General features: G+C 70.5%; 15 protein-coding genes. 1 reads left to right on the top strand and 14 read right to left on the bottom strand.

Annotated elements, in window-relative coordinates; translation table 11 throughout:
* Window position 1: 1 nt before the first annotated feature.
* Entirely contained in the window at window positions 2-181 is a 180-nt protein-coding gene (locus NR111_RS08110; protein ID WP_206474113.1) for a hypothetical protein, read from the bottom strand.
* A gap of 92 nt (window positions 182-273) precedes the next feature.
* Between NR111_RS08110 and NR111_RS08105 the strand changes: the two genes are divergently transcribed.
* Entirely contained in the window at window positions 274-720 is a 447-nt protein-coding gene (locus tag NR111_RS08105; protein ID WP_206474114.1) for a hypothetical protein, read from the top strand.
* Between the two features lie 9 nt (window positions 721-729).
* Here the strand turns inward: NR111_RS08105 and NR111_RS08100 are convergent, their stop codons facing one another.
* The 13 genes from NR111_RS08100 to NR111_RS08040 form a co-directional block, all read right to left on the bottom strand.
* On the bottom strand, window positions 730-3,069 hold the full coding sequence (locus NR111_RS08100; RefSeq protein WP_256820505.1) for a helicase-related protein: 2,340 nt from the start codon (window positions 3,067-3,069) through the stop codon (window positions 730-732).
* A complete protein-coding gene (locus tag NR111_RS08095; RefSeq protein ID WP_256820504.1) occupies window positions 2,987-5,590 on the bottom strand; it encodes a hypothetical protein in 2,604 nt (867 codons plus the stop codon). Before NR111_RS08095 ends, NR111_RS08100 begins: the two co-directional genes overlap by 83 nt.
* Window positions 5,591-5,736: 146 nt before the next feature.
* Window positions 5,737-6,405: a hypothetical protein gene (locus tag NR111_RS08090; RefSeq protein WP_256820503.1), complete on the bottom strand. Its 669-nt coding sequence runs from the start codon at window positions 6,403-6,405 to the stop codon at window positions 5,737-5,739.
* A 51-nt stretch (window positions 6,406-6,456) separates the two neighbouring features.
* Entirely contained in the window at window positions 6,457-7,017 is a 561-nt protein-coding gene (locus NR111_RS08085; protein WP_256820502.1) for a DUF4913 domain-containing protein, read from the bottom strand.
* Between the two features lie 14 nt (window positions 7,018-7,031).
* Window positions 7,032-7,514, bottom strand: coding sequence for a single-stranded DNA-binding protein (locus NR111_RS08080; RefSeq protein ID WP_256820501.1), 483 nt, complete (start codon window positions 7,512-7,514; stop codon window positions 7,032-7,034).
* A 74-nt stretch (window positions 7,515-7,588) separates the two neighbouring features.
* Window positions 7,589-9,367 carry a type IV secretory system conjugative DNA transfer family protein gene (locus NR111_RS08075; RefSeq protein WP_256820500.1) on the bottom strand — a complete coding sequence of 593 codons (1,779 nt, stop codon included), beginning with the start codon at window positions 9,365-9,367 and terminating at the stop codon, window positions 7,589-7,591.
* On the bottom strand, window positions 9,291-10,310 hold the full coding sequence (locus NR111_RS08070; RefSeq protein WP_256820499.1) for a DMT family transporter: 1,020 nt from the start codon (window positions 10,308-10,310) through the stop codon (window positions 9,291-9,293). Before NR111_RS08070 ends, NR111_RS08075 begins: the two co-directional genes overlap by 77 nt.
* On the bottom strand, window positions 10,307-10,591 hold the full coding sequence (locus NR111_RS08065) for a DUF2933 domain-containing protein (protein ID WP_033107642.1): 285 nt from the start codon (window positions 10,589-10,591) through the stop codon (window positions 10,307-10,309). The genes NR111_RS08070 and NR111_RS08065 overlap by 4 nt, the downstream gene beginning before the upstream one ends.
* Window positions 10,581-11,639, bottom strand: coding sequence for a type II glyceraldehyde-3-phosphate dehydrogenase (locus tag NR111_RS08060; RefSeq protein WP_182610940.1), 1,059 nt, complete (start codon window positions 11,637-11,639; stop codon window positions 10,581-10,583). Before NR111_RS08060 ends, NR111_RS08065 begins: the two co-directional genes overlap by 11 nt.
* 38 nt (window positions 11,640-11,677) lie before the next feature.
* Entirely contained in the window at window positions 11,678-13,324 is a 1,647-nt protein-coding gene (locus NR111_RS08055) for an AarF/ABC1/UbiB kinase family protein (protein WP_256820497.1), read from the bottom strand.
* Window positions 13,324-16,530: an HAD-IA family hydrolase gene (locus NR111_RS08050; RefSeq protein ID WP_206474118.1), complete on the bottom strand. Its 3,207-nt coding sequence runs from the start codon at window positions 16,528-16,530 to the stop codon at window positions 13,324-13,326. The genes NR111_RS08055 and NR111_RS08050 overlap by 1 nt, the downstream gene beginning before the upstream one ends.
* On the bottom strand, window positions 16,527-19,145 hold the full coding sequence (locus NR111_RS08045; RefSeq protein ID WP_206474119.1) for a cation-translocating P-type ATPase: 2,619 nt from the start codon (window positions 19,143-19,145) through the stop codon (window positions 16,527-16,529). The genes NR111_RS08050 and NR111_RS08045 overlap by 4 nt, the downstream gene beginning before the upstream one ends.
* Window positions 19,142-21,595 carry a phosphoketolase gene (locus NR111_RS08040; protein WP_256820496.1) on the bottom strand — a complete coding sequence of 818 codons (2,454 nt, stop codon included), beginning with the start codon at window positions 21,593-21,595 and terminating at the stop codon, window positions 19,142-19,144. Before NR111_RS08040 ends, NR111_RS08045 begins: the two co-directional genes overlap by 4 nt.
* Window positions 21,596-21,650 lie beyond the last annotated feature (55 nt).

Here is a 21,650-nt window from a genome sequence, read left to right as displayed (position 1 = left end):
GTCAGGCCGGATGCTCCATGAGCGCGCGAAGCCGGCCCAACGCCACCGGGTCTTCGACGGCGAACGGCACCCCTGACGCCTCGCATGCCTCTCGCGTCCAGGCCACCACATCGAAGTTGGGCGGGAGCGCGTGCTTCGCGAGATCGCCGCGGGTGGCGTGCTCTGCGCTTGTGCTGCCCATGATGCACAGGTACGCGCATCGCCCCGACCCCACGGCGGCGCGCACCTTCGTGGTGCGGGCGCCTGCCCGCGGCGAAAAAGCGGAGCATCATCATGGCGACCCCTGGATATCGGCCGGAGCAGTTCGTCGACTCGGGCTGGGACTCGGGCACGCCGGAGCGCAAGGCGCGGTTCGTGAACTCCCTGCTGCGCTTCATCGCCGACGACTTCCCCCGTGAACGGTTCACGCGCCCGCTGTATCTGGGGCTCTCCACGCACGGCTACTTCGGGTTCATCGCGCACTACGACATTCACGGCTTCTACGACGAGCAGATGTCGACGCCTGCCCGCCGTGAGCGGTTCCTGAGCGACCTGGCCTGCGACTGCCAGAAGGACGCGCACCTGGACCGCCCGGACCTGTGGAGCGACGTCAAGGCCGTCCTGGCGAGCCGCCTCATGCCCCAGGCCGAGCAGGCGCCCGCGGCGCGGCGGCTGGCGCCGTCGTCTTCGTTCGGGACACGTCCCCCCGCCGCTGGCCCTGACGCGCCGACCCTGTTCTGAGACTCGACTTCAGAGGCCGAACTGCGGTCCTTCGCGCAGCGGCGCCGTCGAACGCTCGGCGACGGCGAGGTCGGCCACAGTGCGGTCGGGGTCGGCTCGCACACCGAGCGCGGGACGGTGCGCTCGGACGGACTCCACAGTGATCCGGGCCTCCTCGACGGCAGGCGGCAGGTCGCCGCCGTCCTGCATCGCGGCGAGCTGCGCCTCGACACGGGCCAGGTCCGCCTCCGACTCGGCCAGGGCGCGCACGTACCGGAACGGTTGACCGATGCGTTCCTCGGTCTCGGCGATGGTCTGCTCGGCGACGGCGAGGTCATCGCGGGCGTGCCCGAGCAGGGTGGGGATGCCCGAGACGCGGTTCTCGATGCGCTGAATCACGCCGACACCACCCTCGAGGAAGATGCCGCGGGAGATCGTGAAGCCGCTGCGGGGCACGCCGTCGAGCGTGACCTCCATGAGCAGATCGCCGAGCATCGGCAGCGTGCTCAGGTGGATGTCGAATCCGCTGATGCACCCGATGACGCCGTAGTCGCGGGTCGCGTACTTCGGCGCCCACTTCAGGTCCGAGTCGTGCGCCCACCGGGCGAGCGCGTGCGCGGCATCGACCCGCGAGTCGTAGTGCGTGCCGCGCAGCTCGATACGGAAGTTCTCGCCGGAGGTCTCTCGGATGCGGGGCAGCGCCGCCTCCAGATGCTCGATATCGTTCCCGGCGCGGCGTGCGTCGCCGCGGGCGCGGTCGCGGCTGTGGATCAGCATCGACTCGTTACGGTGATAGGCACGTTCCAGCCGACGGAGCCTGGTGACCTCGTTCTGGATCGTGGAGTGCTCCAGCAGCAGGGGGTTGCCGGAGCTGATCGCCTTCGCTTCCGCGGAGGACAGAGCCGAGGAGTCGATCTCCTCGATCTCGCGGGTGTCGAGCCGGCCACGCATGAGCTGGGCGATGAACGTCGCCTTCCGCTCGACGCCCTGCCACATGTAGGAGTCGAAGGAGCGCTCCGTCACGAACCGGACGATGGCGACCTCCGCGTTCTGGTTGCCCTGCCGCATGATCCGGCCCTCGCGCTGGGCGATGTCCGAGGGACGCCACGGGCAGTCCAGGTGGTAAAGCGCGACGGCGCGGGCCTGGACGTTGGTGCCGACGCCCATCTTCTCCGTGGAGCCGAGCAGCACGGCGATGTGCCCAGCGCGCGCGGCGGAAAACAGCCGCGCCTTGTCCGTGTCGGTCTTGGCCTCGTGCATGAACCGGATCGCCTCGCCCGGCATCCCGCGCATCACGAGCTGGGCGTGCAACTCGTCGTAGGCGTTCCAGCGATCGGGGTTCGGCGTCCCGATGTCGGAGAACACCAGCTGCAACGCCCCGCGTACCGGCGAGGGCTGCCCGGTGATGACGTCGAGGTACTCGTTGTCGCGCGTGCGCTCCCATACCCGGTGGATCGCGTCCGCGGCCGCGTCGATCTTCGTCGGGCCGGAGGGCCGGTTCGGGACGATCATGCGAATGTCCAGCGCGGCCTTCCGCCCATCGGTGGACACGTTGAGCATGTTGTCCTCGGTGGGCGGAACCGCCTTCGCGGCGATCTTCTCCGCCCGCGCCCCCAGGTGCTCGATGAACCGTTCGAGCTCCACGGTCGGCTGTACCGGCACGGTCGCCGGCACCCGCTGCCCGTCGTCGCGGGCAACGAGGTCCGGGGTCGGCAGTTGCAGGTCTTCGGCGGTCTTCACGTCGGCGAAGATCGACCACATCTTGAGCATCTCCGGCACGTTCGAAAACTTCGCGAAGCGGGTCTTCATGCGGAACGTGTTGTTTCCGGTCGGGGCCATCTCCATCTGCGTGACGGTCTGCCCGAACGTCGCCGCCCAAGCGTCAAACGCACCGATTCCGGCCGCGTCGAGTAGGTCTGGGCGCAGGTAACGCTGCATGACGTATGCCTCGGTGATCGAGTTGGAGATCGGGGTCGCGGTCGCGCCGGTGACGACTCGCTCCCGGCCCTGTGAGCGCAGGTACTTGAGCTTCATGTGCAGGTCGGTCGCCCGGTCGGAGCCCTCGATCGAGGCGTCGCGGATGTTGAACTCTGTGGCGAGGTTCTTGTACATGTGCATCTCGTCGACGATCACGTAGTCGATGCCGGTGTCCTCGAAGCAGACACCGACGTCGCGGGAGGTGTCGGTGCGTTCTTTGAGCTTGTTCTCCAGGGCCAGGAGCTTGCGCTGGATGCGCTTGACGCTCATCCGGTCCTCGCCCTCGGCCTGGTCGAGCACTTCCTTGACGTCATCGACCTGCGAGCGGATGTATGCCTGCTGGGTCTCGGTGCGCAGCGGGATCTTCGCGAACGCGCCCTGCGTCAAGATCACGGCATCCCACTCGTGTTGCGGCGCGGGCGACGAAGGTGCGGCGCTTGTCCGCAGTCAGGTCACCGCTGGAGACGGCGAGGGTGCGGGCCTGCGGGTAGATCTGCAACCACTCCCGGCCGACCTGCTCGAGCATGTGATTCGGCACGACGACGACGGGCTTGGCGATCAGGCCCATGCGGCGCATCTCCATCGCGCCCATCACCATCTCGGCCGTCTTGCCGGCACCGACCTCATGGAACAGACCGGCCGAGGGCTCGGCGATCATGCGGGCGACCGCGGCCCGCTGGTGCGGGCGCGGCTCGAAGCTTGCCGCCATGCCGGGCAGCGAGAGGTAGTCGCCCGCATCGCTGTAGTCACGGAGGACGATGGAGTTGAAGCGCCGGTTGTACTCTTCGACCAGCGCCGCGGCGCGGGCCGGGTCTTCCCATACCCACTCGCCGAACCGCTCTTGGATCAGGTCGGCCTTCTCCTGCGCGGCCGTCGTCTCGATCGGGTTCAGGACGCGGCGGATCTTCCCGCCGACGTCTTCCACCTCGTCATAGACGAGCAAGGTCTTCTGTTCCATGACGGCTTGGGCGATGTCGGGCGCGGGGCGCCGCTCGGTGCCCCACTCGCTCGTGGACAGCACGCCCACCCGCCCGCCGCGGACCTCCCACATGCCCGGCAGCGCGTTCTCCACCCGCACGTCGGAGGTCTTCAGGATCGCGTTGAGGAAGTCCTCGTGGATGCGTTCGCTGATCCACACCGCGCCCAGGCGGGCGGTGATGTCCTCGACGCCGAGCGCGGGCGGCAGCACGGCGGCCAGCGCGTCGACGTTCGCCTGGAACGCGGGCTCGTCGGCGGCGCGCGCCTTGGCGGACTCCAGCTTTCCCCGCACGTCGCCGGACAGATAGGCGGGGGCGTGGACGAGTTCGCCGCCAACGGGATCGGTGAACACCATCCCGGCCAGCGCCGGGCGTGCCTCGTGCTCGGGCATGCCCAGCAGGTCGGCGATGAGGGTCAGGTCGATGCCGCCGGTGCGGTCCAGGCTCACCGCGATCGCGTCGGCGGGCGTCTCCACGCCCTGCACCTCCGGGCGCGGGGCGACGACACGGCGGGTCATGATCGCCGCCGGCGTGGCCGTCTGCTCGGTGTCGTCGAACTGCTCCAGGGCGATCACCAGTGGCCCGAACGGGTCGGAACGCAGCAGCCGGATCGGGGTCGGCACGATCCGCGCGTAGGTGTCCTCACCGGCGGGGTTCTGCCGCCCGGTCGGCCGCAGTGTGTAGCGGTTGAGGGGGCCGTACTTGCCCAGGTACTTCTGGTAGTCGCGCCGCAGCGCCGCCCGCGCCTCGATGACCTCGATTGTGTCGTCCACCGTCGCCGACTCCAGGGTCAGCAGGGTCGTGGCCCGGTCGCGCAGCCCGAGCAGAGCGCGCAGTTCGGTCGCCGCCGATTTGGGTACGGCGAGTGGTTCCAGCGCCCCGGAGGCGACGGTCGCGAACTCGCCGCCGTCGACGGGCACGATGCTGCCGTCCCATACGGTCGGCACGGACGGGGTGAACGCGGCACGGCGGGACTGCTGCGCCGCGGTGCGTTCGCTCATCATCAGCCCGAGCCGGCGCCCGGCGAACACGATCTCGTCCACGGCGAGCGCCAGTGTGCTCTCCAGCTCGGCGAGGTTCCCGGTGACGGTGAGCGTATCCGCGCCGTACATGCCCTGCTGCACGCCGACGGCGCCGAGCATCCGCTCGGGCCGATGGTCGAAGTAGGCGTTGATCTTCACCAACCGCCCGTCGATGCTGACCGGCGTGACAGTCTCCCACAGGTCGTCGGCCGGTGGCCGACCGTCCTCGCGGCGGCGGAAGATGAGCAGATCGGTGAGCACCTCAGTGCCAGCCGCGCGGCGGTGCGCGCCGGTAGGCAGGCGGATCGCCCCGACGAGATCCGCCAGGGCGTTCATCTCCCGGCGTGCGCCGGGATTCTGTGCGTCCATCGTGTAATGCGAGGTCAGCACCGCGACGAGCCCGCCGGGCCGGGTCAGCCGCAGCGACTTCAGGATGAAGTGGTTGTGCATCGTCTGCTTGGTGCCGTTGTGGACCGGATCGTGCAGGACGACGCCGGCGAACGGCACGTTGCCGATCGCAGCGTCGAAGTGGCCTTCGGGCAGGCGGGTGTCTGCGAACGACTCGGCGCGGATCGTCGCGTGCGGGTAGGGGCCCTGGCTGATCGCCGCCGTCACCGGGTCCAGCTCGACGCCGGTCATCTGCGCCGAGCCCGGCGCGAGCCCGATGAACGTCCCCGCTCCCGAACCCGGCTCCAGCACGCTTCCGCCCGTGAAGCCGAGCGCGCTCATGGCGCGCCACATCTGCCGGACGATCAGCGGGTCGGTGTAGTGGGCGTTGATCGTCGTGCGGGCCGCGGCGTCCCAGTCGGTCTCGTCGAGCAGGCCGCGCAGCTCGGCGCGCTCGGCATCCCAGCCGTCCTTCGTAGCGTCGAACACGTCGGGGATCGCACCCCAGCTCGACCAGCGGGCGAGCACCTGCTGCTCCTCGCCCGTCGCGGGTCGTTCCTCGGCGGCGAGGGTGCGGGCGAGCCGGATCGCCGCGGTGTTCGCCTGGAAACGGGCCTTCGGCCCCGAAGGGGCCAGGTCGTCCTGCGATGCTGGGACGAACCGAGGTGGGGCGGCTAGCTCAGTTCGCGTAGGAAGCGGATCGTCGCCGCCTCCTGCAGCACGGCCTGGTTCTCCCGTAGGTAGTCCCGCGGCGGCTCGGTCGCTACCAGGCCCTCGAGGAAGGCCACCGGCACCGCCCAGTCGTTCGCCATCTGCTCCAGCTCCACCGTCGAGGGCATCAAGTCCGCGGAGTCCTGCATCCGTTCGGCCCAGGTCACGAGGTTCTCGTCCGAGGGCCGGGTCTGCTCCCACTCCTCGCGGGCCTGCTCCAGCGGTAGCTCCGGGTCGCCGATCCACACCAGTTGTGCCATCACGACCTCCTCCGCGATCCGCCGGGCCGTCACTAGCCGGGCGATCTCCTGCAAGTAATTCTGCTCCGAAGATCGCGTCCCAGCCAGTATTGCTGTCAGGTCCGACACTTGCGCCTGCACTTCCAGGCCCAGGTTCGTGAAGAACTCCTCCGGGTTCTCCAGCGCCTTCAGCCGGCTCGGGGCCGTCCTCTCCCAATGTGCTCTGGCCGCTGCCGCGTACTTGTTCATCGGCCTGTTCCTCCCCGGCGGAGTCCTCTGGCGTATCGGATGCGAGCGCACCGGCCAGGACTCGTCGGCGGTCTGCTCGTCCAGTCCCCACAGGTCGAACGCGAGCTGACCGGGATGCGGGTCGCGGTTCCGGCGCGCAGACATCAAGCCACCTCCCTGTCGCGCATGGGCTATCTCGTGGTCGGTCGCGCAGGGTCAGGGGCGGATCTCGCCCGTGTCCGGGTCGAGGTTGCGGTAAAACTCGTCCTCGGCCTCGCGGCGGCGGGCGACGTCATCGAGGACGTGCTGCACGAAGTCCGCGTCCCGGTCGGTGATCGGGATCTCCTCGACGGGCTCGGCGGATTCCTCGCCGGGCCACACCGTCTGCCTGGTCGGTCGGTCGCGGTACAGGCGGGTGCCGGACGCGGCGACCCAATCGCGCAGCCGGTGCCGGGCGTCGGCGAAGTCGCGGTGCCAGCCCAGCGGTGCCGACCCGTTCTGCTCCGGGTCGTAGGCGCCCAACCAGTGCAGGTGCAGCGCCGACAGTTCCCAGACGAGCTCGGGGTGGCGGTGCCACAGCGGCGGGACCACCGCGGCCGGCAGACCGTAGGTGCGGCGCAGCCAGTTCACCCAGGCGTTGAGCTCCAGCCACTCGGTCTCGGCCTCGTCGGCGGTCAGGATGTTCCAGTTCACCGGGTGCGGCGGCTCCGGCAGCAGCTCCGGCTCGCCTCCACCACCCGCGGCGGGCTGGCGCGGGGTGTCGTCCTGGTTGCTCATGGGAAGGCCGCCGTTCAGAGAGCGACCGCGGTGGACTGGGCGGACGGCCGCTGCGACGCATCCGCGATCGGCGCCGGCCTGCGGCGCGGGCGCGGCGTCGGGCGCTCGGCCGCGTCTGCCTCCGGGGCGGGCTGGTTGCGGTGGCTCCGGTCGACGCTGTAGCGGGTGCGCAGGCTGTCGTGGCCGATGGCGGTCGCGATGAACTCCTCGTCGCGGATCGTCTTCCCGTCGCGCTCGTAGGTGAACGGGTGGACGCGTCCGCTGGCGACGAAGCTGTCGTCCTTCGCCAGGAGGGCGTGGGCGCGCTTGGCGGCGGCGCGGAACAGGACGAGGTGGTGGAACGTCGGCTCGAGGTCCGTGGTGGTGCCGTCGGGCTCGACGCGCTGATGCCGCACGCCGACCCTGGCGTAGAACCGGGCCTGCCCCTTCGAGGTCTCGGTCAGCTGCGGCTCGGTGGCGATGAACCCGGTCAACGACTGCTGGGTCTGGATGCTCACGTCGTGCTCCTTGCCTGTCGTGACAGCCGCCAGATGCGGCCGTTCCCGTCAGACAGGTGCGCGCCCGCTGCCAGTCAGGCGGGGCGGCGTAGCAGCGCCTCGACCTCGGTACGGTCGGCCTTCAGCGTCGCCGCGTCTTCGCGGGTCGTCCATGCCCGCAGATCGGTCACGATCGGCGGGGCCGAGCGCAGCAGCGTGATCCCCGTGCCGAAGGGCAGGGTGCGGATCGTCTCGGGCGGCATCACCGCCACGCGGCGCACGGAGCGTTGCGAGGAGCGTGAGCCGCGGTCGCCGATCGTGTCCGAGTGGGTGGTCTCGTCCCGCTCCCCGATGAGGGACGACAGGTCTTGCAGGTCGCGTGAGCCGGACGCGCCGCCGAGGACGATCTTGACGATGGAGGCGTCCCATATCGCGGCGGCGGCGTTCTCGCCCCACTTCTCCCGCGCCTGGGCGAGGGATTGGAGCACGGGCATGGTCGTGATCCCGGTGCCGCCGCCCCCAGCCATCAGCGTGGGCAGGCTCGGCAGGGGCGCGAGGTTCCCGATCTCGTCCAGCGCGAGCAGCAGCGGCGGGTCCAGGCGTGCGCCCGGTGAGGTCGCGGCCAGGTGCCTGGCGGTCTCCACAAGGTCTTCCACGAACGCGGAGACCAGCGCCGAGGAACCGCCGGCCCCCGCAGAGGTCGCCAGCAGGTACAGCGTCCCGCGCTGGGTGAGGAACGCTGCGGGATCGAAGTCCTCGCCGGGGCGCGGGGTGACCGCCTCCAGCACGCGGGGGTCGGCCAGGCAGCTCAGAGCCAGCGACACGCCCTGCCAGATCGAGTCGCGGGTCCGGGGGTCGGCGTGGATCATCGCCTCCAGCGACTCGGCCCACCCGGTCGCCGCCTGCGGGTGTGCGGTCAGGATCGCGACGGCCTCCGCAGCGGCGGTCGGGTCCAGGGTCCACCGGAACAGCTCGGCGGCCCCGCGCCCGTCGAGCGCCGCCGCGTGCAGGAGCGCCTGGAGCGCGGTGCGGGTCTTGCCCTCCCAGAACCCGCCGCCCTCGACCCCACCCGAGGACAGCCCGGTTCCCGCTGCCAGGCCCGTCGCGCGGATCATCGCAGTCAGCGGAGTTTCGCAGCCACGCACCGGCGACCAGCGCAGCCCGGCCGGCACGCCTTCGGCCAAGTGCTGCGGGTCGAACACCGCCACGGGACCGCACCGCAGCCGCGCGCGCAGTGTGGCCGTGAGGTTGTCGGGCCGGGTCGAAGTCGTCACGACCGCGCCGGGGGCGTCCACGATGGCGTTGATCGCGACGAACATCCCCTTGCCCGCGCGAGGCGGACCGATGAGCAGGATGCTGTCCTCCACCGACGCCCACACCTGGCGCCCGTGCGATCGGCCCAGCAGGTAGCCGACGTCAGCCGGTTTCGGATCAGAGGTCGACGGCCGCAGCGTGGAGGCGCGGCGCAGCAACGCCCGGCTGGAGGCCGCCTGGGCGACCTCCGCGCTCCGGCGCCGAGACGGATCACGGGCGCCGGAACAGACCCGAACGCCCAGGTCGGCGCGGTCGCCCCGGCTAGGTCCAGCACGGTCGGGGCGGCGGTGAGGGTCGCGGTGGTGACCTTCCCGGTGCCGCCGCGGCGCCGCTCGGCGCCTTGGACCTGGGCGCCGTCGGGCTGCACCCAGTTCGCCGCCGGCGCGCAGGATGCCAGCGCGACCGTCCCGACGGCGCCAATGCTGACGCCGAGGAACCCTCGCCGAGTTAGGAGGAAGCGGGGGCGTGGGGCGGGCGACGGGTTCATCGTTGTTTCCTTTCCGGCCGGGAGCGCGGGCCGTGGTTTTCGTCAGGGAGGCCGTCCGGGTCGGACGTCGCATGATCGGCGGAGGCTCGTGGGGCACGATTGCCGGTTGCCGTGACGGCCGAGGGCTCTGAGCGCCTGGATCCGATGGCGAGCAACGCCATTGCGATCAGCACGATCACGGTCCCGATCCAGCCCCACAGGCCCGGGTCCTCGCGCAGGATCAGCAGCGACAGCAGGATCCCGAAGACCGGCACGAGCAGCGTCCACGCGGCGAGGAGGTCGAGCCGGGCACGTCCGATCTCGGTGAACCAGGCGACCGTGGTGGCGGCGGTGCCGACCAGTGATAGGAACAGCAGGGTGAGGATGAACCGGATGTTCCAGTCGATCGTGGGCGGCCCTTCTGTGACGGCTGCGGTGCCGGCGAGGATCGCACCTCCGATGAGCAGCTGAGCTGCCGCCACGATTCGGACGTCTGCGTGCACGATCCGGCCGATGAGGGTGCCGGCGGTGATCGCGGCGGCGGAGGTCAGTGAGAGCCACGCTCCGGTGCCGAGCCCGGAGGGAAGGACGATGATGAGTAGGCCGGTGAAGCCCAGTCCGATCGCGGCGATCGCGGCGGGGGTGGGACGCTCGCGGTAGAGCCACCACGCGGGCAGCAGGATCAGGATTGGCTGCGCGTTGGCGAGCACCGAGGCGATCCCGGTCGACAGTCCGGTCGCGGCGACGAACATCGTCGCGAATGCCAGGGCGATGTTCACCAGTCCGAGGCAGCCGATCAGTGCCCATGTCTTCGGGTCGCGGGGAAGAGGTGCCCGCTGGATGTCGGCGACGGTTGCGAGCGCGACCCCGGCGATGAGGGCTCTCAGTGCCGCGAGCCACAGCGGCGGGGCGTCTTGCAGGCCGACGGTGATCGCGACGAAGCACGACCCCCAGGCGAGCGTGACCCACAGCATCCGCAGCGGTCGGGGGTGCCCGTGCCGGCTGGCGTCCGCGAGGGGGCGGACGACGGTGTTCACGACGACTCTCGCGTATCGGTCCCGCTGTCGCCCCCGTGGCGTCGATGATTCGAGTCGTGGGCGCCGGTGTGGTGGCGGTGGCCGAACAGGTGCATGGCGGCCATGCCGATGATCGCGACGTAGGGCAGCACTGCGACGACGTGGGGAAGGTGGTCGATGAACAGGTAGATCGCGATCCCGAGCACGGAGATCCCGATGATCAGCCACGCCGTCACAGGCATCCGTCGCCGCGGGTCGCCTTCGCCGGGATGGTCGGCGGGCGGTTGGTGGTCACCGGTCATGGTCGGGCTCCTCCGCCGGTGTGAGGAAGTCCTGGCGCATGCCGAGGCTCTCGTCGGTGAGGCGGATCGAGGTCGCGGCGTCGGGGACGGTGCCCGTCAGCGCGCGGATCGCGTCGATCGTCTCGGGCACGACGATGGCCTCGTTGTAGACCTGGTAGGCGAGGTAGGCCTCGCTGCCGTTCACGGTGACCAGGTCCTCCCACACGGCGACCTCCCACATGTCTCCCCGGGGGCGGCCGAGATCGCGCATCAGCTCGACGGTGGAGTTGAGGGCGACCAGGCCGTCGGACATCCGGATGAACGCGATGCGGGGCGCGGCGCGCAGGGCGTCCAGCACCTCGTCGCGGGTCGCCTCCCGGGTCAGTTGCAGCGTCCAGTAGTGGCTGTGGGTCTGCGTGTGGGCGCCTTTGGCGGCGATGGTGACGACATCGAGTCCGGGGAGCACGGTCTGTGCGTCGGGGCCCTGATGAGAGGGGATGGTCGGTTCTGGGACCATCGTGTTCATGATCCCGCCGAGGTGCGATTCCCACGGGTCGGTGGCGCGGCGGATGAGCACCCCACGGGCGCGCAGCAGGAGTCCGGCCGCATCCAGCGCGCCGAGGATCCGCACGATGCTGGTGGTGTTGCAGGAGACCACCCGGGTGCTGTCCCTGCCGATGGCGCTGGCGTAGTTGGCTTGGGCGACGAAGGAGTGGCCGGTGGTGGAGTGGGACTCGCCGCCTTGGAGCACTGCCTTGACGCCGAGGGCGCGGTAGCGCTCCAGGTTTTCCGCTGCCACATGCTTGGGGGTGGTGTCGACGACGACGTCGCACTGCGCGAGAAGGTCGTCGAGCACTCCCTGTGCGGGCACGTCGGCGCCCCGCATGGCCTGCTGCGCCTCGATGGTGGAGGCGAACACGGGCAGGCGGTTCGCTGCGGACTTGATCCGCCAGTCGGTGGCGATGTCCGCGACGCCGACCAGGTCCATGTCCGACTGCAGCAGGACCGCGTCGGCGACGCGCTTGCCGATGACGCCGTAGCCGTTGACGCCGACTCGAATGGTGTTCATGTGCGTGCCTTTCTGATGAGGGATGGGAGCCGCGGCGGTCATCGCCGTCGCCGCGTGGTCCAGAGCAGGTAACCGCCGAGTGCGGTGACCACGCTCGCGCCGGCGCCGATCATGACGCCTTCCCGCGAGCGCCATCTCGTGTTCCCGCTGACGAGTTCGCCGATGCCGTTGATCAGGGCGGCGGTGATCATGCCGGCGATCAGGCGATTGCCGATCCGTTCAGCCCGTCCCACGAGCGGTTCCAGTTCGGCCGCGCGCAGGTGCACCTCGAGGCCGCCGTTCTCCAGCACCCGCCGGAGCTGCTTGAGTGTTCCGGGCAGCTCGAGCAGCAGTGCTCCGGCATCCGCGGATGCCTGTGCCCAGCGTTTCGCCAGGGCGGGGAGGGAGAACTGTCGCTGCACGATCCGCTCCGAGAAGGGGGTGAGCGCCTGCAGCATCTCGAACTCGGGGTCGAGCCGTGCCGCCAGTGCCTCGCCCATCATCAGGACCTTGAACAGCAGAGCGGTCTGCTGCGGCAGCTGGAGGTGGTGGTGTCGCAGCAGGGCGAGCAGCTCTCCGAGCAGGTGGCTGAGGTTAATGTCGGACAGGGGGCGTCCGAGATACCGCGACACGAAGACGTCCAGGGAGCGGCCGAGCTCGCCGCGGTCGGAGGTGTTCTTGGTGATCGAGAGCGCGAGCAGGGCGGTGGCGAGCGCGTTGGAGTCTCCGCGGGTGAAGGCGAGCAGCACGTCGGAGAGCTGCTCGGTGACCTCTTCGTCGAGTTGGCCGACCATGCCGAAGTCGATGAGGGCGATGGATCCGTCGGTTTGGATGAACAGGTTGCCCGGGTGCGGGTCGGCGTGGAAGAAGCGGTTCTCGAACACCATGGTGAGGATGAGGTCTGCGCCTCGCCTGGCCAGCTGGTTCCGGTCGATGCCGGCCGCGTCCAGGGCGGGCAGGTCGTCGACTCGGATGCCGTGCATCCGTTCCAGGGTCAGCACGCGTGACGTGGTCGTCTCCCAGAACACCTGGGGGACGGCGACGTCGGGTGAGTCGGCGAAGTCGGCGGCGAACCGCTCCGCGTTCCGGCCCTCCTGCAGATAGTCGAGCTCGGCGCGCAGCGTGCGGGAGAACTCCTCGACGATGCCCGGCAGGTTGTACTGGCGGGCGGCATCCCACCGCTTGTCGGCGCGCTCGGCGAGGTTCTGCAGGATCTCCAGGTCTTCGTGGATCTGGGCGACCGCGCCGGGTCGGCGGACCTTCACGACGACCTGGGTGCCGTCGTGAAGGGTCGCGGCGTATGCCTGCCCGATCGACGCGGCGGCCAGCGGTTGCGGGTCGAACTGTGCGAAGAGCTGTCCGGGGTCCGCGCCGAGCTCCTCGCGGATCACCGCCTTCATCGGCTCCCAGGCCTCGGGCGGCGCGGCGTCCTGAAGCTTGACCAACTCGGCGAGGTAAGCGGCGGGCAGCAGGTCGTTGCGGGTGGACAGCAGCTGGCCGAGTTTGATGAAGGTCGGTCCGAGCTCCTCGAGGGCGAGTCGGAGGTGTTCCGGACTGGTGTAGGGCTCGTCCCGGCGCGCATGCCCGAGAACGCCTTTGTTGAAGGGGATCCACTTCTCCAGTCCGAGCAGCCCGAGGCCGAGCCCGAGTCCGTGGTTCTCGAGGATGGTGGCGATGCGCCGATACCGGCTCCGATGCGTGCTCATCAGTCGAGGCCTCCTTCGCGGTTGGTCGCGTCGCGGGCCGAGGTGCCCGGGCCGATCGCGAACGTCTTGGTCTGTCCGGCCGAGAGCGGCACGGCGACCGCGCCGACGCGCACGTGGATCGCGGGTGCTGAGCCGGCGTGCACGCGAATCTCCAGGCTGCGGTCACGGAGCATCACGTAGACGAGGTGGCCGCGGTATCGGATCTGGAACCCGACCCGGGTGAGGTTCGGCGGCAGTCGGGGGGCGAAGACGAGCTCGTCGTCACCGAGGGCCATGCCGGCGAAGGAGCGGACGGGCAGGTCGATGGTGCCGGCCATCGCGCCGAGGTGGATCCCTTCGCGGGTGGTGCCGCCCTGGGAGTCGTCGAGATCGGCGATCAGCGCCTCGCGGAACGCGATCCAGGAGCGGGACGGGTCGATGCCGGCCAGGACGGAGGCGTTCACGACTCGGCTGAGCGTCGACCCGTTGGCGGTGCGGGCGAGGTAGTACTCGAACGTGCGGGTCAGGTCCTGCTCGGAGAACGGGTAGCCGAGCGTGGCGAGCTGCGCCCGGAGCCCGTCGTGACCGAGCAGGTAGACCAGCATGACGACGTCGGGCTGCTTGGCGAGCTTGTACCGGTTGGTGCTGTCGTTCTCGGACTCGAGGATGAGATCGAGCCGGCCGATGTTCCCGTACTCCTCGCGGTAGTGGTCCCAGTCCAGCTCCTGCAGGCTCTCGTAGCCGTCGAACTGGGTGAGGATGCCGTCGCGGTGGAACCCCACCGCCAGTCGTGTGCTGAGCCGGGCCCATCCCGCGATCTCCTCGTCGGTGACGCGGAGCCGGTCGCGGAGGCCCTCGCCGCGGTGCCCGTGGAGCAGGGCGAGTGTCCGGGCCGCTCGCGTGGCGACCCACGAGGCGAGGACGTTGGTGTACGTGTTGTCGCGCAGGCCGCTGCCGGGAGCGTCCGGGGCGCCGTCGTGGAACTCGTCGGGTCCCATCACCCCGGCGATGTGGAAGCGGTCGGTGGCAGTGTCGTGCTCGGCGAGCGAGGCGAACAGGCGGGTGACCTCGATGATGAGCTCGCCGCCGCGTTCGGCGAGCCACTCGAGGTCGCCGGTGGCCTGGTAGTGCTGCCAGGCGTTGTAGGCGATGGCGAGGCCGACGTGGCGTTGACGGTGGGAGTTGTCCGGCATCCACCGACCGGAGCGCGGGTTGTAGAGCGCCTCGGGCGTCTCCTCGCGACCGTCGCTGCCGCTCTGCCAGGGGAAGAGGGCTCCGCGGAGTCCGGCGGCGGTCGCCGCGGCGCGGGCGGCGTCCAGTCGCCGCCAGCGGTAGTCGATCAGCGCCCGGCTGATCTCGGGCGTGCGCAGAGCGATCACGGGCAGGACGAACACCTCGTCCCAGAAGACGTGCCCCCGATACCCCTCGCCGTGCAGGCCGCGGGCGGGCACCCCGGCGTCGAGCTCGACGGTGTGCGGCGAGAGGGTCTGGAGCAGGTGGAAGACGTGCAGGTTCAGGATGAGTCGGCTGTGCGTGTCGGCGTCCAGGGTGACCGCGAAGCGTTCCCAGAGTCGCCGCCACGCCGCCGCGTGGCGTTCCCGCAGCGCCTCGACGTCGCCACCGCGTTCGGTGAGCAGGGTCAGGGCGGCACCACCCGGCTCGCTGATGGCCCGATCGTGGGAGGTGTAGATCGCGGCCGTCTTGGTGAGGGTGACCGGTCGACCCTGCTCCAGAGGGATGCGCAGCTCCCGGGTGTGCTGCGATGGCGTGTCGATGCGGTGATCGGTCGCGCTGTCGGTTCCGGTGAGGGTCGTGCGGACGGCGGTGGCGATGTGGACCCGGCTCTGTCGGGTCCGCACCTCGCAGAGGGTGGTGTCGCCGACGTGGCGGAACGTCGGCTGCGTGAGGTGGGTGGCGTCCGATCCGAGGTACGCGGCCACGTTGCTGTTGCGCACGCCGGCGTCGATCCCGGCGCGAAGGGTGACCGTGCCGCTCCAGTCGGTGGCGGTGAGCGTGGTTTCCAGCACGGCAAGGTGAGGTTCGTCCAGGGAGGTGAACGTCGTCTGCACGAAGTCGAGTCGATCCCCGTTCGGAGCGGTGAGGACCGCGCGGCGGACGACCAGGCCGCGGCGCAGGTCGAGCTCGCGTCGTTCGCTGTGCGTCACGACCTGGCCGGTGGACAGCCACGGCCCGTCTCCGAGGCGGAGGTCCACCGGAAGCCAGTTGGGAGTGTTGACGAGATGCTCCTCCTCGAGCTCGCGCCCGTGGATGGTGCTCGCCAGCCGGTTGTACACGCCGGCGAGGTAGGTGCCGGGATAGTGGATGCCGTCGTCGTGGTGCTCGGGCCGGGCGCCCCGGGTGGCCAGGTAGCCGTTGCCCAGCGCGGTGAGCGCCTCCCGGTGCCCTTCGTGCGCGGGGTCGAAGCCGTCGTAGACCAGCTGCCACGGATCCGTGGTGGAGACGCCCAGGTCGAGCTCGGCGACATCGGCCAGGACGAGGTCGGCGCCCGCGGCCTCGAGCTGCTCCCGCGCTCCGGCGCGGTCGATGCCGACGACGAAGCCGAAGCCTCCGCGCCTCCCGGCCGCCACGCCGGCGACCGAGTCCTCGACGACCGCGGTGCGGGCCGCAGCGACACCCAGTCGCCGGGCTGCCTCGACGAACATGGCGGGATCCGGCTTGCCTTTCAGGTGATGCGAGAGCGCGATCCGGCCGTCCACCACGGTGTCGAAGCAGCCGGCCAGTCCTGCGGCGGCGAGCATCTGGTGCGCGTTCCGGCTCGCGGTGACCAGCCCGACCGGAACGGCCGCGCCCCGCAGGCGATGCAGCAGCGCCACGGTGCCCGGATAGACGCGCAGCCCGCGGGTGCCCAGCTCCGCCAGGAACAGCTCGTTCTTGCGCGCCGCGAGCCCCGCGATCGTCCACGCCGTTGGTGGGTCGTCGGGATCTCCGGCGTCCAGGGCGATCCCACGGGCCGTCAGGTACGCCGATACCCCGTCCTCGCGGGTTCGCCCATCCACATAGCGGCGGTAGTCGGCGACCGGGTCGAAGGTCGTCTCGGGGTCGTCCACCTGCACACGCGGGTCTCGCAGCACCTCGTCGAACAGCTGCTTCCACGCGGCGGCATGGATCGCGGCGGTGTTCGTGACCACGCCGTCCATGTCGAACAGCACCGCGTCGTAGACGGCATCGAGGTGGTGAGTCCCGCGCTCTGCCGACCGCGGAGTCATCGCGGCGCCTCGCGTCCGGTCATGAGGCGCCGCCGGGCGTCGACGCCGGGGCGAGGCTGCTCGCCTCTGCCGGGGCCGCGGGGGGCCTGCTGGGCGGGCAGCCGGAGCCGCTTGAGCAGGAGCGCGTTGACGGCGACGATCACGCTGGAGCCGGACATGGTGATGGCGGCGATCTCCGGGGAGAGCATGATCCCGAACGCGGGGTAGAACACGCCGGCGGCGATCGGCAGCGCGATCACGTTGTAGCCGATGGCCCAGCCGAGGTTCTGCCGCATCTTCCGCAGCGTGCCCTTCCCGATCTTCAGCGCGATCGCCACGTCCAGCGGGTCGGAGCGCATCAGGACGACATCGGCGGTCTCGATGGCGACGTCGGTGCCGGCGCCGATCGCGATGCCGAGGTCCGCCTGGGCGAGGGCGGGGGCGTCGTTGACGCCGTCGCCGACCATCGCGACCTTCTTGCCGGATGCCTGGAGCTCGGCGATCTTGGCGGACTTGTCCTCGGGGAGCACGTCGGCGATCACGGTGTCGATGCCCAGCAGCGAGGCGACGCGCTCGGCGGTGGGCTTGTTGTCGCCCGTGAGCATCGCCACCTCGATGCCCTGCTCGTGGAGTGCGTCGATCGCGGCTTTCGCGGTGTCGCGGGGGGCGTCGGCGAGGGCGATCACGCCGGCGATCTGCCCGTCGACGGCGAACATGATCGCGGTGCGGCCGCCGTCCGCGAGGGCCTGCTGCTGCGAGACGACCGGGCCGGTGTCGATGCCCTGCGCGGCCATCAGCCGGGCGTTGCCGAGCACCACCTGCTTCCCGTCCACGGTGGCGATCGCGCCCTGCCCGGTGACGTTGCGGAACGCGGACGCGGTGCGGCGCGGGATGTTCCGGCTGTCGGCGTAGGTGACGATCGCCTTGGCCAGCGGGTGCTCCGACTCCCGCTCGAGCGCGGCGGCGAGGGCGAGCAGCTCCAGGTCGTCCATGCCGATGGGGATGTAGTCGGTGACCTCCGGCTCGCCCTTGGTGAGCGTGCCGGTCTTGTCCAGCACGACGGTGTCGATGTGCGCGGCGGTCTCGATGCCGGTCGCGTTCTTGATCAGCACGCCGCGCTTGGCGCCCAGGCCCGTGCCGACCATGATCGCGGTCGGCGTGGCGAGCCCGAGGGCGTCGGGGCAGGTGATGACGACGACGGTGATCGCGAACAGGATCGCCATCGGCAGCTCCGCCCCGGCGAGGAACCACACCAGGAAGGTCAGGGTGCCGCCGACGAGGGCGAGCAGAACGAGCCAGAACGCGGCCCGGTCGGCGAGGCGCTGGCCGGGGGCCTTGGAGTTCTGCGCCTCCTGCACCAGCTTCACGATCTGCGCCAGCGCGGTGTCCGCGCCGACCTTCGTGGCACGCACCCGGAGCGTGCCGACGGTGTTCACGGTCGCCCCGATCACCTCCGAGCCGGGCGCCTTCTCGACCGGCATGGACTCGCCGGTGACCATCGACTCGTCGATCTCGGACTCGCCGTCCTCGACGACGCCGTCGGTGGGGACTTTCGCGCCGGGGCGGATGAGCATGAGGTCGCCGGGGACGACCTCGGAGGTGGGGATCTCGACCTCCTCTCCGTCGCGGAGGACGACCGCGCGGGCGGGCGCGAGCTCCAGCAGCCGGCGGATGGCGTCGTTCGCACCTCCCCGGGCGCGCATCTCGACCCAGTGGCCGAGCAGCACGAAGGTGGCCAGCACGGTGGCGGCTTCGTAGAACACCTCGCCGCCTCCGGTGAGGGTGATGACCAGGCTGTAGATCCAGCCGGCGCCGACACCGACCGCGACCAGCACCATCATGTCCAGGGTGCGGGCGCGCAGAGCCCGGTAGGCGCCGTCGAAGAAGATCCAGGCCGAGTAGAAGATCACCGGCAGCGACAGGATCAGCATGAACACGTCGTCGCGCAGCCCGAACGGGGCCGGCACCTCGAAGCCGAGCACCTCCCGGCCGATCGGGGACCACAAGGTGATCGGGATCGACAGGATCAACGCGACCAGGAACCGGTTGCGCATGTCGCGGATCATCGCCGCCATCGACATGCCGCCGTGATGCCCGCCGTGGCCCATCACATCCTGCGCGCTGCGGCCGGCCGGCTGAGCCCCGTGATCGTGCCCACCCTCGGTGGCCGGAGCGTGACCGGCATGCTCACCGGCGTCCACTGCGGAGTGGTCAGCGTGGTCCGCTGCCGGGTGCGGGTGCTCGTGCCCCGCCGGGGTGTCATGACCGGTGGAGACCGCGCGTCCCTCGTGCTCGGCGTGCTCCTGATAGCCGTCGTGCGCGTCATGCTCGGCGTGGGCATCGTGCTCGGCGTGGTCGTGGTGGTCGGCGTGCTCGTGGGGTTCGTGGGCGGGGTCGCAGATGTGGTCCGGGACGGACTGCCCGGCGCAGTGGTAGCCGCATTCGATCACCCACTGCTGCAGGTGCGCGACCGAGGTGGTCTGCGGGTCGTAGGTGACGGTCGCGGTCTGGGAGACCGGGTTCGCGTCGACGGACAGGACGCCCGGCTGGCGGGCGAGGTGGGCTTCGGTGACGTTCTTGGAGGTCGCGCGGATCATGCCGCTGACCTGCAGGGTCACGGTCTTGGTGTCGGTCATCGGATTTCCTTCGCGGTGGAGGGGCGGTTCGGGTCGGTGTCGGGGTGGGGCCAGCGCCAGTCGGCGACGGCGGGGATGTCGGTGCCGTGCTCGCGGGTGTGGGCGCGGGCGCGCAGGCGGGCGTCGACGAGTTCCTGCCGCAGCTGCGCGTGGGTCGCAGCAAGGCCCGGGACGTGGTCGAGGACGTCGATCGCGAGCCGGTAGCGGTCGAGGTCGTTGAGCATGACCATGTCGAACGGGGTCGTGGTGGTGCCCTTCTCCACGAAGCCGTGCACGTGCAGGTTCTGGTGCCCGGCGCGCTTGTAGGTGAGACGGTGGATCAGCCACGGGTAGCCGTGGTAGGCGAAGATCACCGGCTTGTCGGGGGTGAAGATCGCGTCGAACTCCCGGTCCGGAAGCCCGTGCGGGTGCTGGTCCTCGGATTGCAGACGGGTCAGGTCGACCACGTTCACGACCCGCACGGACAGGCCCGGGATGTGCTCGCGCAGCAGCGCGGCCGCGGCGAGCACCTCGAGGGTGGGCACGTCGCCGGCGGCGGCGAGCACCACGTCCGGCTCGCTCCCCTCGGTCTCGGTGCCGGCCCAGGGCAGGATGCCCAGGCCCCGGGTGCAGTGCTCGATCGCCTCGTCCATGGTGAGCCACTGCGGGGCGGGCTGCTTTCCGGCGACGACGACGTTGATGTAGCCGGTGGAGCGCAGGCAGTGGTCGTAGGTGGATAGCAGGGTGTTCGCGTCGAACGGGAGGTAGACGCGGACGATGTCGGGGCTCTTGTTCAGGGCGAGGTCGATGAACCCGGGATCCTGGTGGCTGAACCCGTTGTGGTCCTGCCGCCAGACGTGGCTGGAGAGCAGGTAGTTGAAGCTCGGCACCGGTTCCCGCCAGGGCACCTCGCTGGCGGCTTCGAGCCATTTGGCGTGCTGGTTGAACATCGAGTCGACGATGTGCGTGAACGCCTCGTAGCAGTTGAACAGGCCGTGCCGGCCGGTCAGGACGTACCCTTCGAGCCAGCCCTGGCACTGGTGCTCGCTGAGCACCTCCATCACCCGCCCGGTCGGCGCCAGATGCTCGTCCACCGGCAGCACGGTCGCGTTCCACTGCTTGCCGGTGGCCTCGAACACGGGCGGGGCGAGCCGGTTGGAGGCGGTCTCGTCGGGGCCGAAGATGCGGAAGTTGTCCGGGTTGTGCCGGATCACGTCGGCGAGCCATTCGCCGAGCACCCGGGTCGCCTCCCCGGTTTCCGCGCCTCGCGCCTCGGGGTCGACCGGGTGGGCGTGGTCCCGGAAATCGCCCAGGCGCAGCGGGACGGTCAGCTGCCCGCCGTTCGCGACCGGGCTCGCGCTCATCCGCCGCACTCCCGCCGGGGCGACCGCGACCGTGGCGGGGAACGGGGCGCCGTCGGCGTCGAAGAGCTCGTCGGGCCGGTAGGAGGCCAGCCAGTCCTGGAGGATCTGCAGGTGCTCGGGGGTGTCGCGGACCTCGGCGAGCGGCACCTGGTGGGACCGCCAGGTGCCCTCCACGGGGAGCCCGTCGATCACCGGCGGGCAGGTCCAGCCTTTCGGGCTGCGCAGCACGATCGCTGGCCACGCAGGCCGGCCCTCCAGGGTGCCGGCCGCCGCGGCGGTCTTGATGTCCGCGATCCGGTCCAGCACCTCGTCCAGCACGCCGGCGAACCGGGCGTGGGACTCCCGCGGGTCCTCGCCGTCGAAGCCGACGGTGACCACGAACGGCTCGTGGCCGTAGCCGCGCAGCAGCGCGACCAGCTCGTCCTCGGGGATGCGGGACAGCACCGTCGGGTTGGCGATCTTGTACCCGTTCAGGTGCAGGATCGGCAGCACCACCCCGTCCGCGGCGGGGTTGAGGAACTTGTTGCCGTGCCACGCGGTCGCCAGCGGCCCGGTCTCCGCCTCCCCGTCGCCGATCACACAGGCGACCAGCAGATCCGGGTTGTCGAACGCGGCGCCATAGGCGTGGACAAGGGAATAGCCGAGCTCGCCGCCCTCGTTGATCGACCCCGGCGTGTCCGGGGACGCGTGCGAGGGGATGCCGCCGGGAAAGGAGAACTGCCGGAACAGCGCCCGCAGTCCCTCCTCGGTGCGGTCGATCCGCGGGTACAGCTCCGTGTACGTGCCGTCCAGGTAGGCGTTGGCGACCATGCCCGGCCCGCCGTGCCCCGGCCCGGTCACGTACAGGGTGTTCAGGTCCCGATCGGTGATCACCCGGTTGAGGTGGGCGTACAGGAAGTTCAGGCCCGGGGTGGTGCCCCAGTGCCCCAGCAGCCGCGGCTTGATGTGCTCCGCGGTGAGCGGGTCGCGCAGCAGCGGGTTGTCGAGCAGGTAGATCTGCCCGATGCTCAGGTAGTTCGCCGCCCGCCACCACGCATCCACCTCCTCCAGTCGGTCCAGGGTGACGTCGGTGGCGCGGTGGGCCCAACGGGCCGCTGCGGTGCTCATGGTAGGACTCCTCGCGGTTCGCGGCCGAGGCCGCCGAATGTGGGCATGATGCTAG

This window comes from Dietzia sp. Die43 (assembly GCF_024519835.1).
In the GTDB taxonomy this organism is placed as follows: domain Bacteria; phylum Actinomycetota; class Actinomycetes; order Mycobacteriales; family Mycobacteriaceae; genus Dietzia; species Dietzia kunjamensis.
Note: the sequence above shows the minus strand (reverse complement) of the source record. Positions and strands in the feature narration are given on the sequence as shown.

Excerpts from the sequence above, each read along its gene's own strand:
- NR111_RS08065 (WP_033107642.1), bottom strand. The coding sequence starts at position 10,591 with ATGACCGGTGACCACCAACCGCCCGCCGACCATCCCGGCGAAGGCGAC.
- NR111_RS08040 (WP_256820496.1), bottom strand. The coding sequence starts at position 21,595 with ATGAGCACCGCAGCGGCCCGTTGGGCCCACCGCGCCACCGACGTCACC.
- NR111_RS08090 (WP_256820503.1), bottom strand. The coding sequence starts at position 6,405 with ATGTCTGCGCGCCGGAACCGCGACCCGCATCCCGGTCAGCTCGCGTTC.
- NR111_RS08085 (WP_256820502.1), bottom strand. The coding sequence starts at position 7,017 with ATGAGCAACCAGGACGACACCCCGCGCCAGCCCGCCGCGGGTGGTGGA.
- NR111_RS08045 (WP_206474119.1), bottom strand. The coding sequence starts at position 19,145 with ATGACCGACACCAAGACCGTGACCCTGCAGGTCAGCGGCATGATCCGC.
- NR111_RS08075 (WP_256820500.1), bottom strand. The coding sequence starts at position 9,367 with ATGCGACGTCCGACCCGGACGGCCTCCCTGACGAAAACCACGGCCCGC.
- NR111_RS08050 (WP_206474118.1), bottom strand. The coding sequence starts at position 16,530 with ATGACTCCGCGGTCGGCAGAGCGCGGGACTCACCACCTCGATGCCGTC.
- NR111_RS08105 (WP_206474114.1), top strand. The coding sequence starts at position 274 with ATGGCGACCCCTGGATATCGGCCGGAGCAGTTCGTCGACTCGGGCTGG.
- NR111_RS08055 (WP_256820497.1), bottom strand. The coding sequence starts at position 13,324 with ATGAGCACGCATCGGAGCCGGTATCGGCGCATCGCCACCATCCTCGAG.
- NR111_RS08110 (WP_206474113.1), bottom strand. The coding sequence starts at position 181 with ATGGGCAGCACAAGCGCAGAGCACGCCACCCGCGGCGATCTCGCGAAG.
- NR111_RS08060 (WP_182610940.1), bottom strand. The coding sequence starts at position 11,639 with ATGAACACCATTCGAGTCGGCGTCAACGGCTACGGCGTCATCGGCAAG.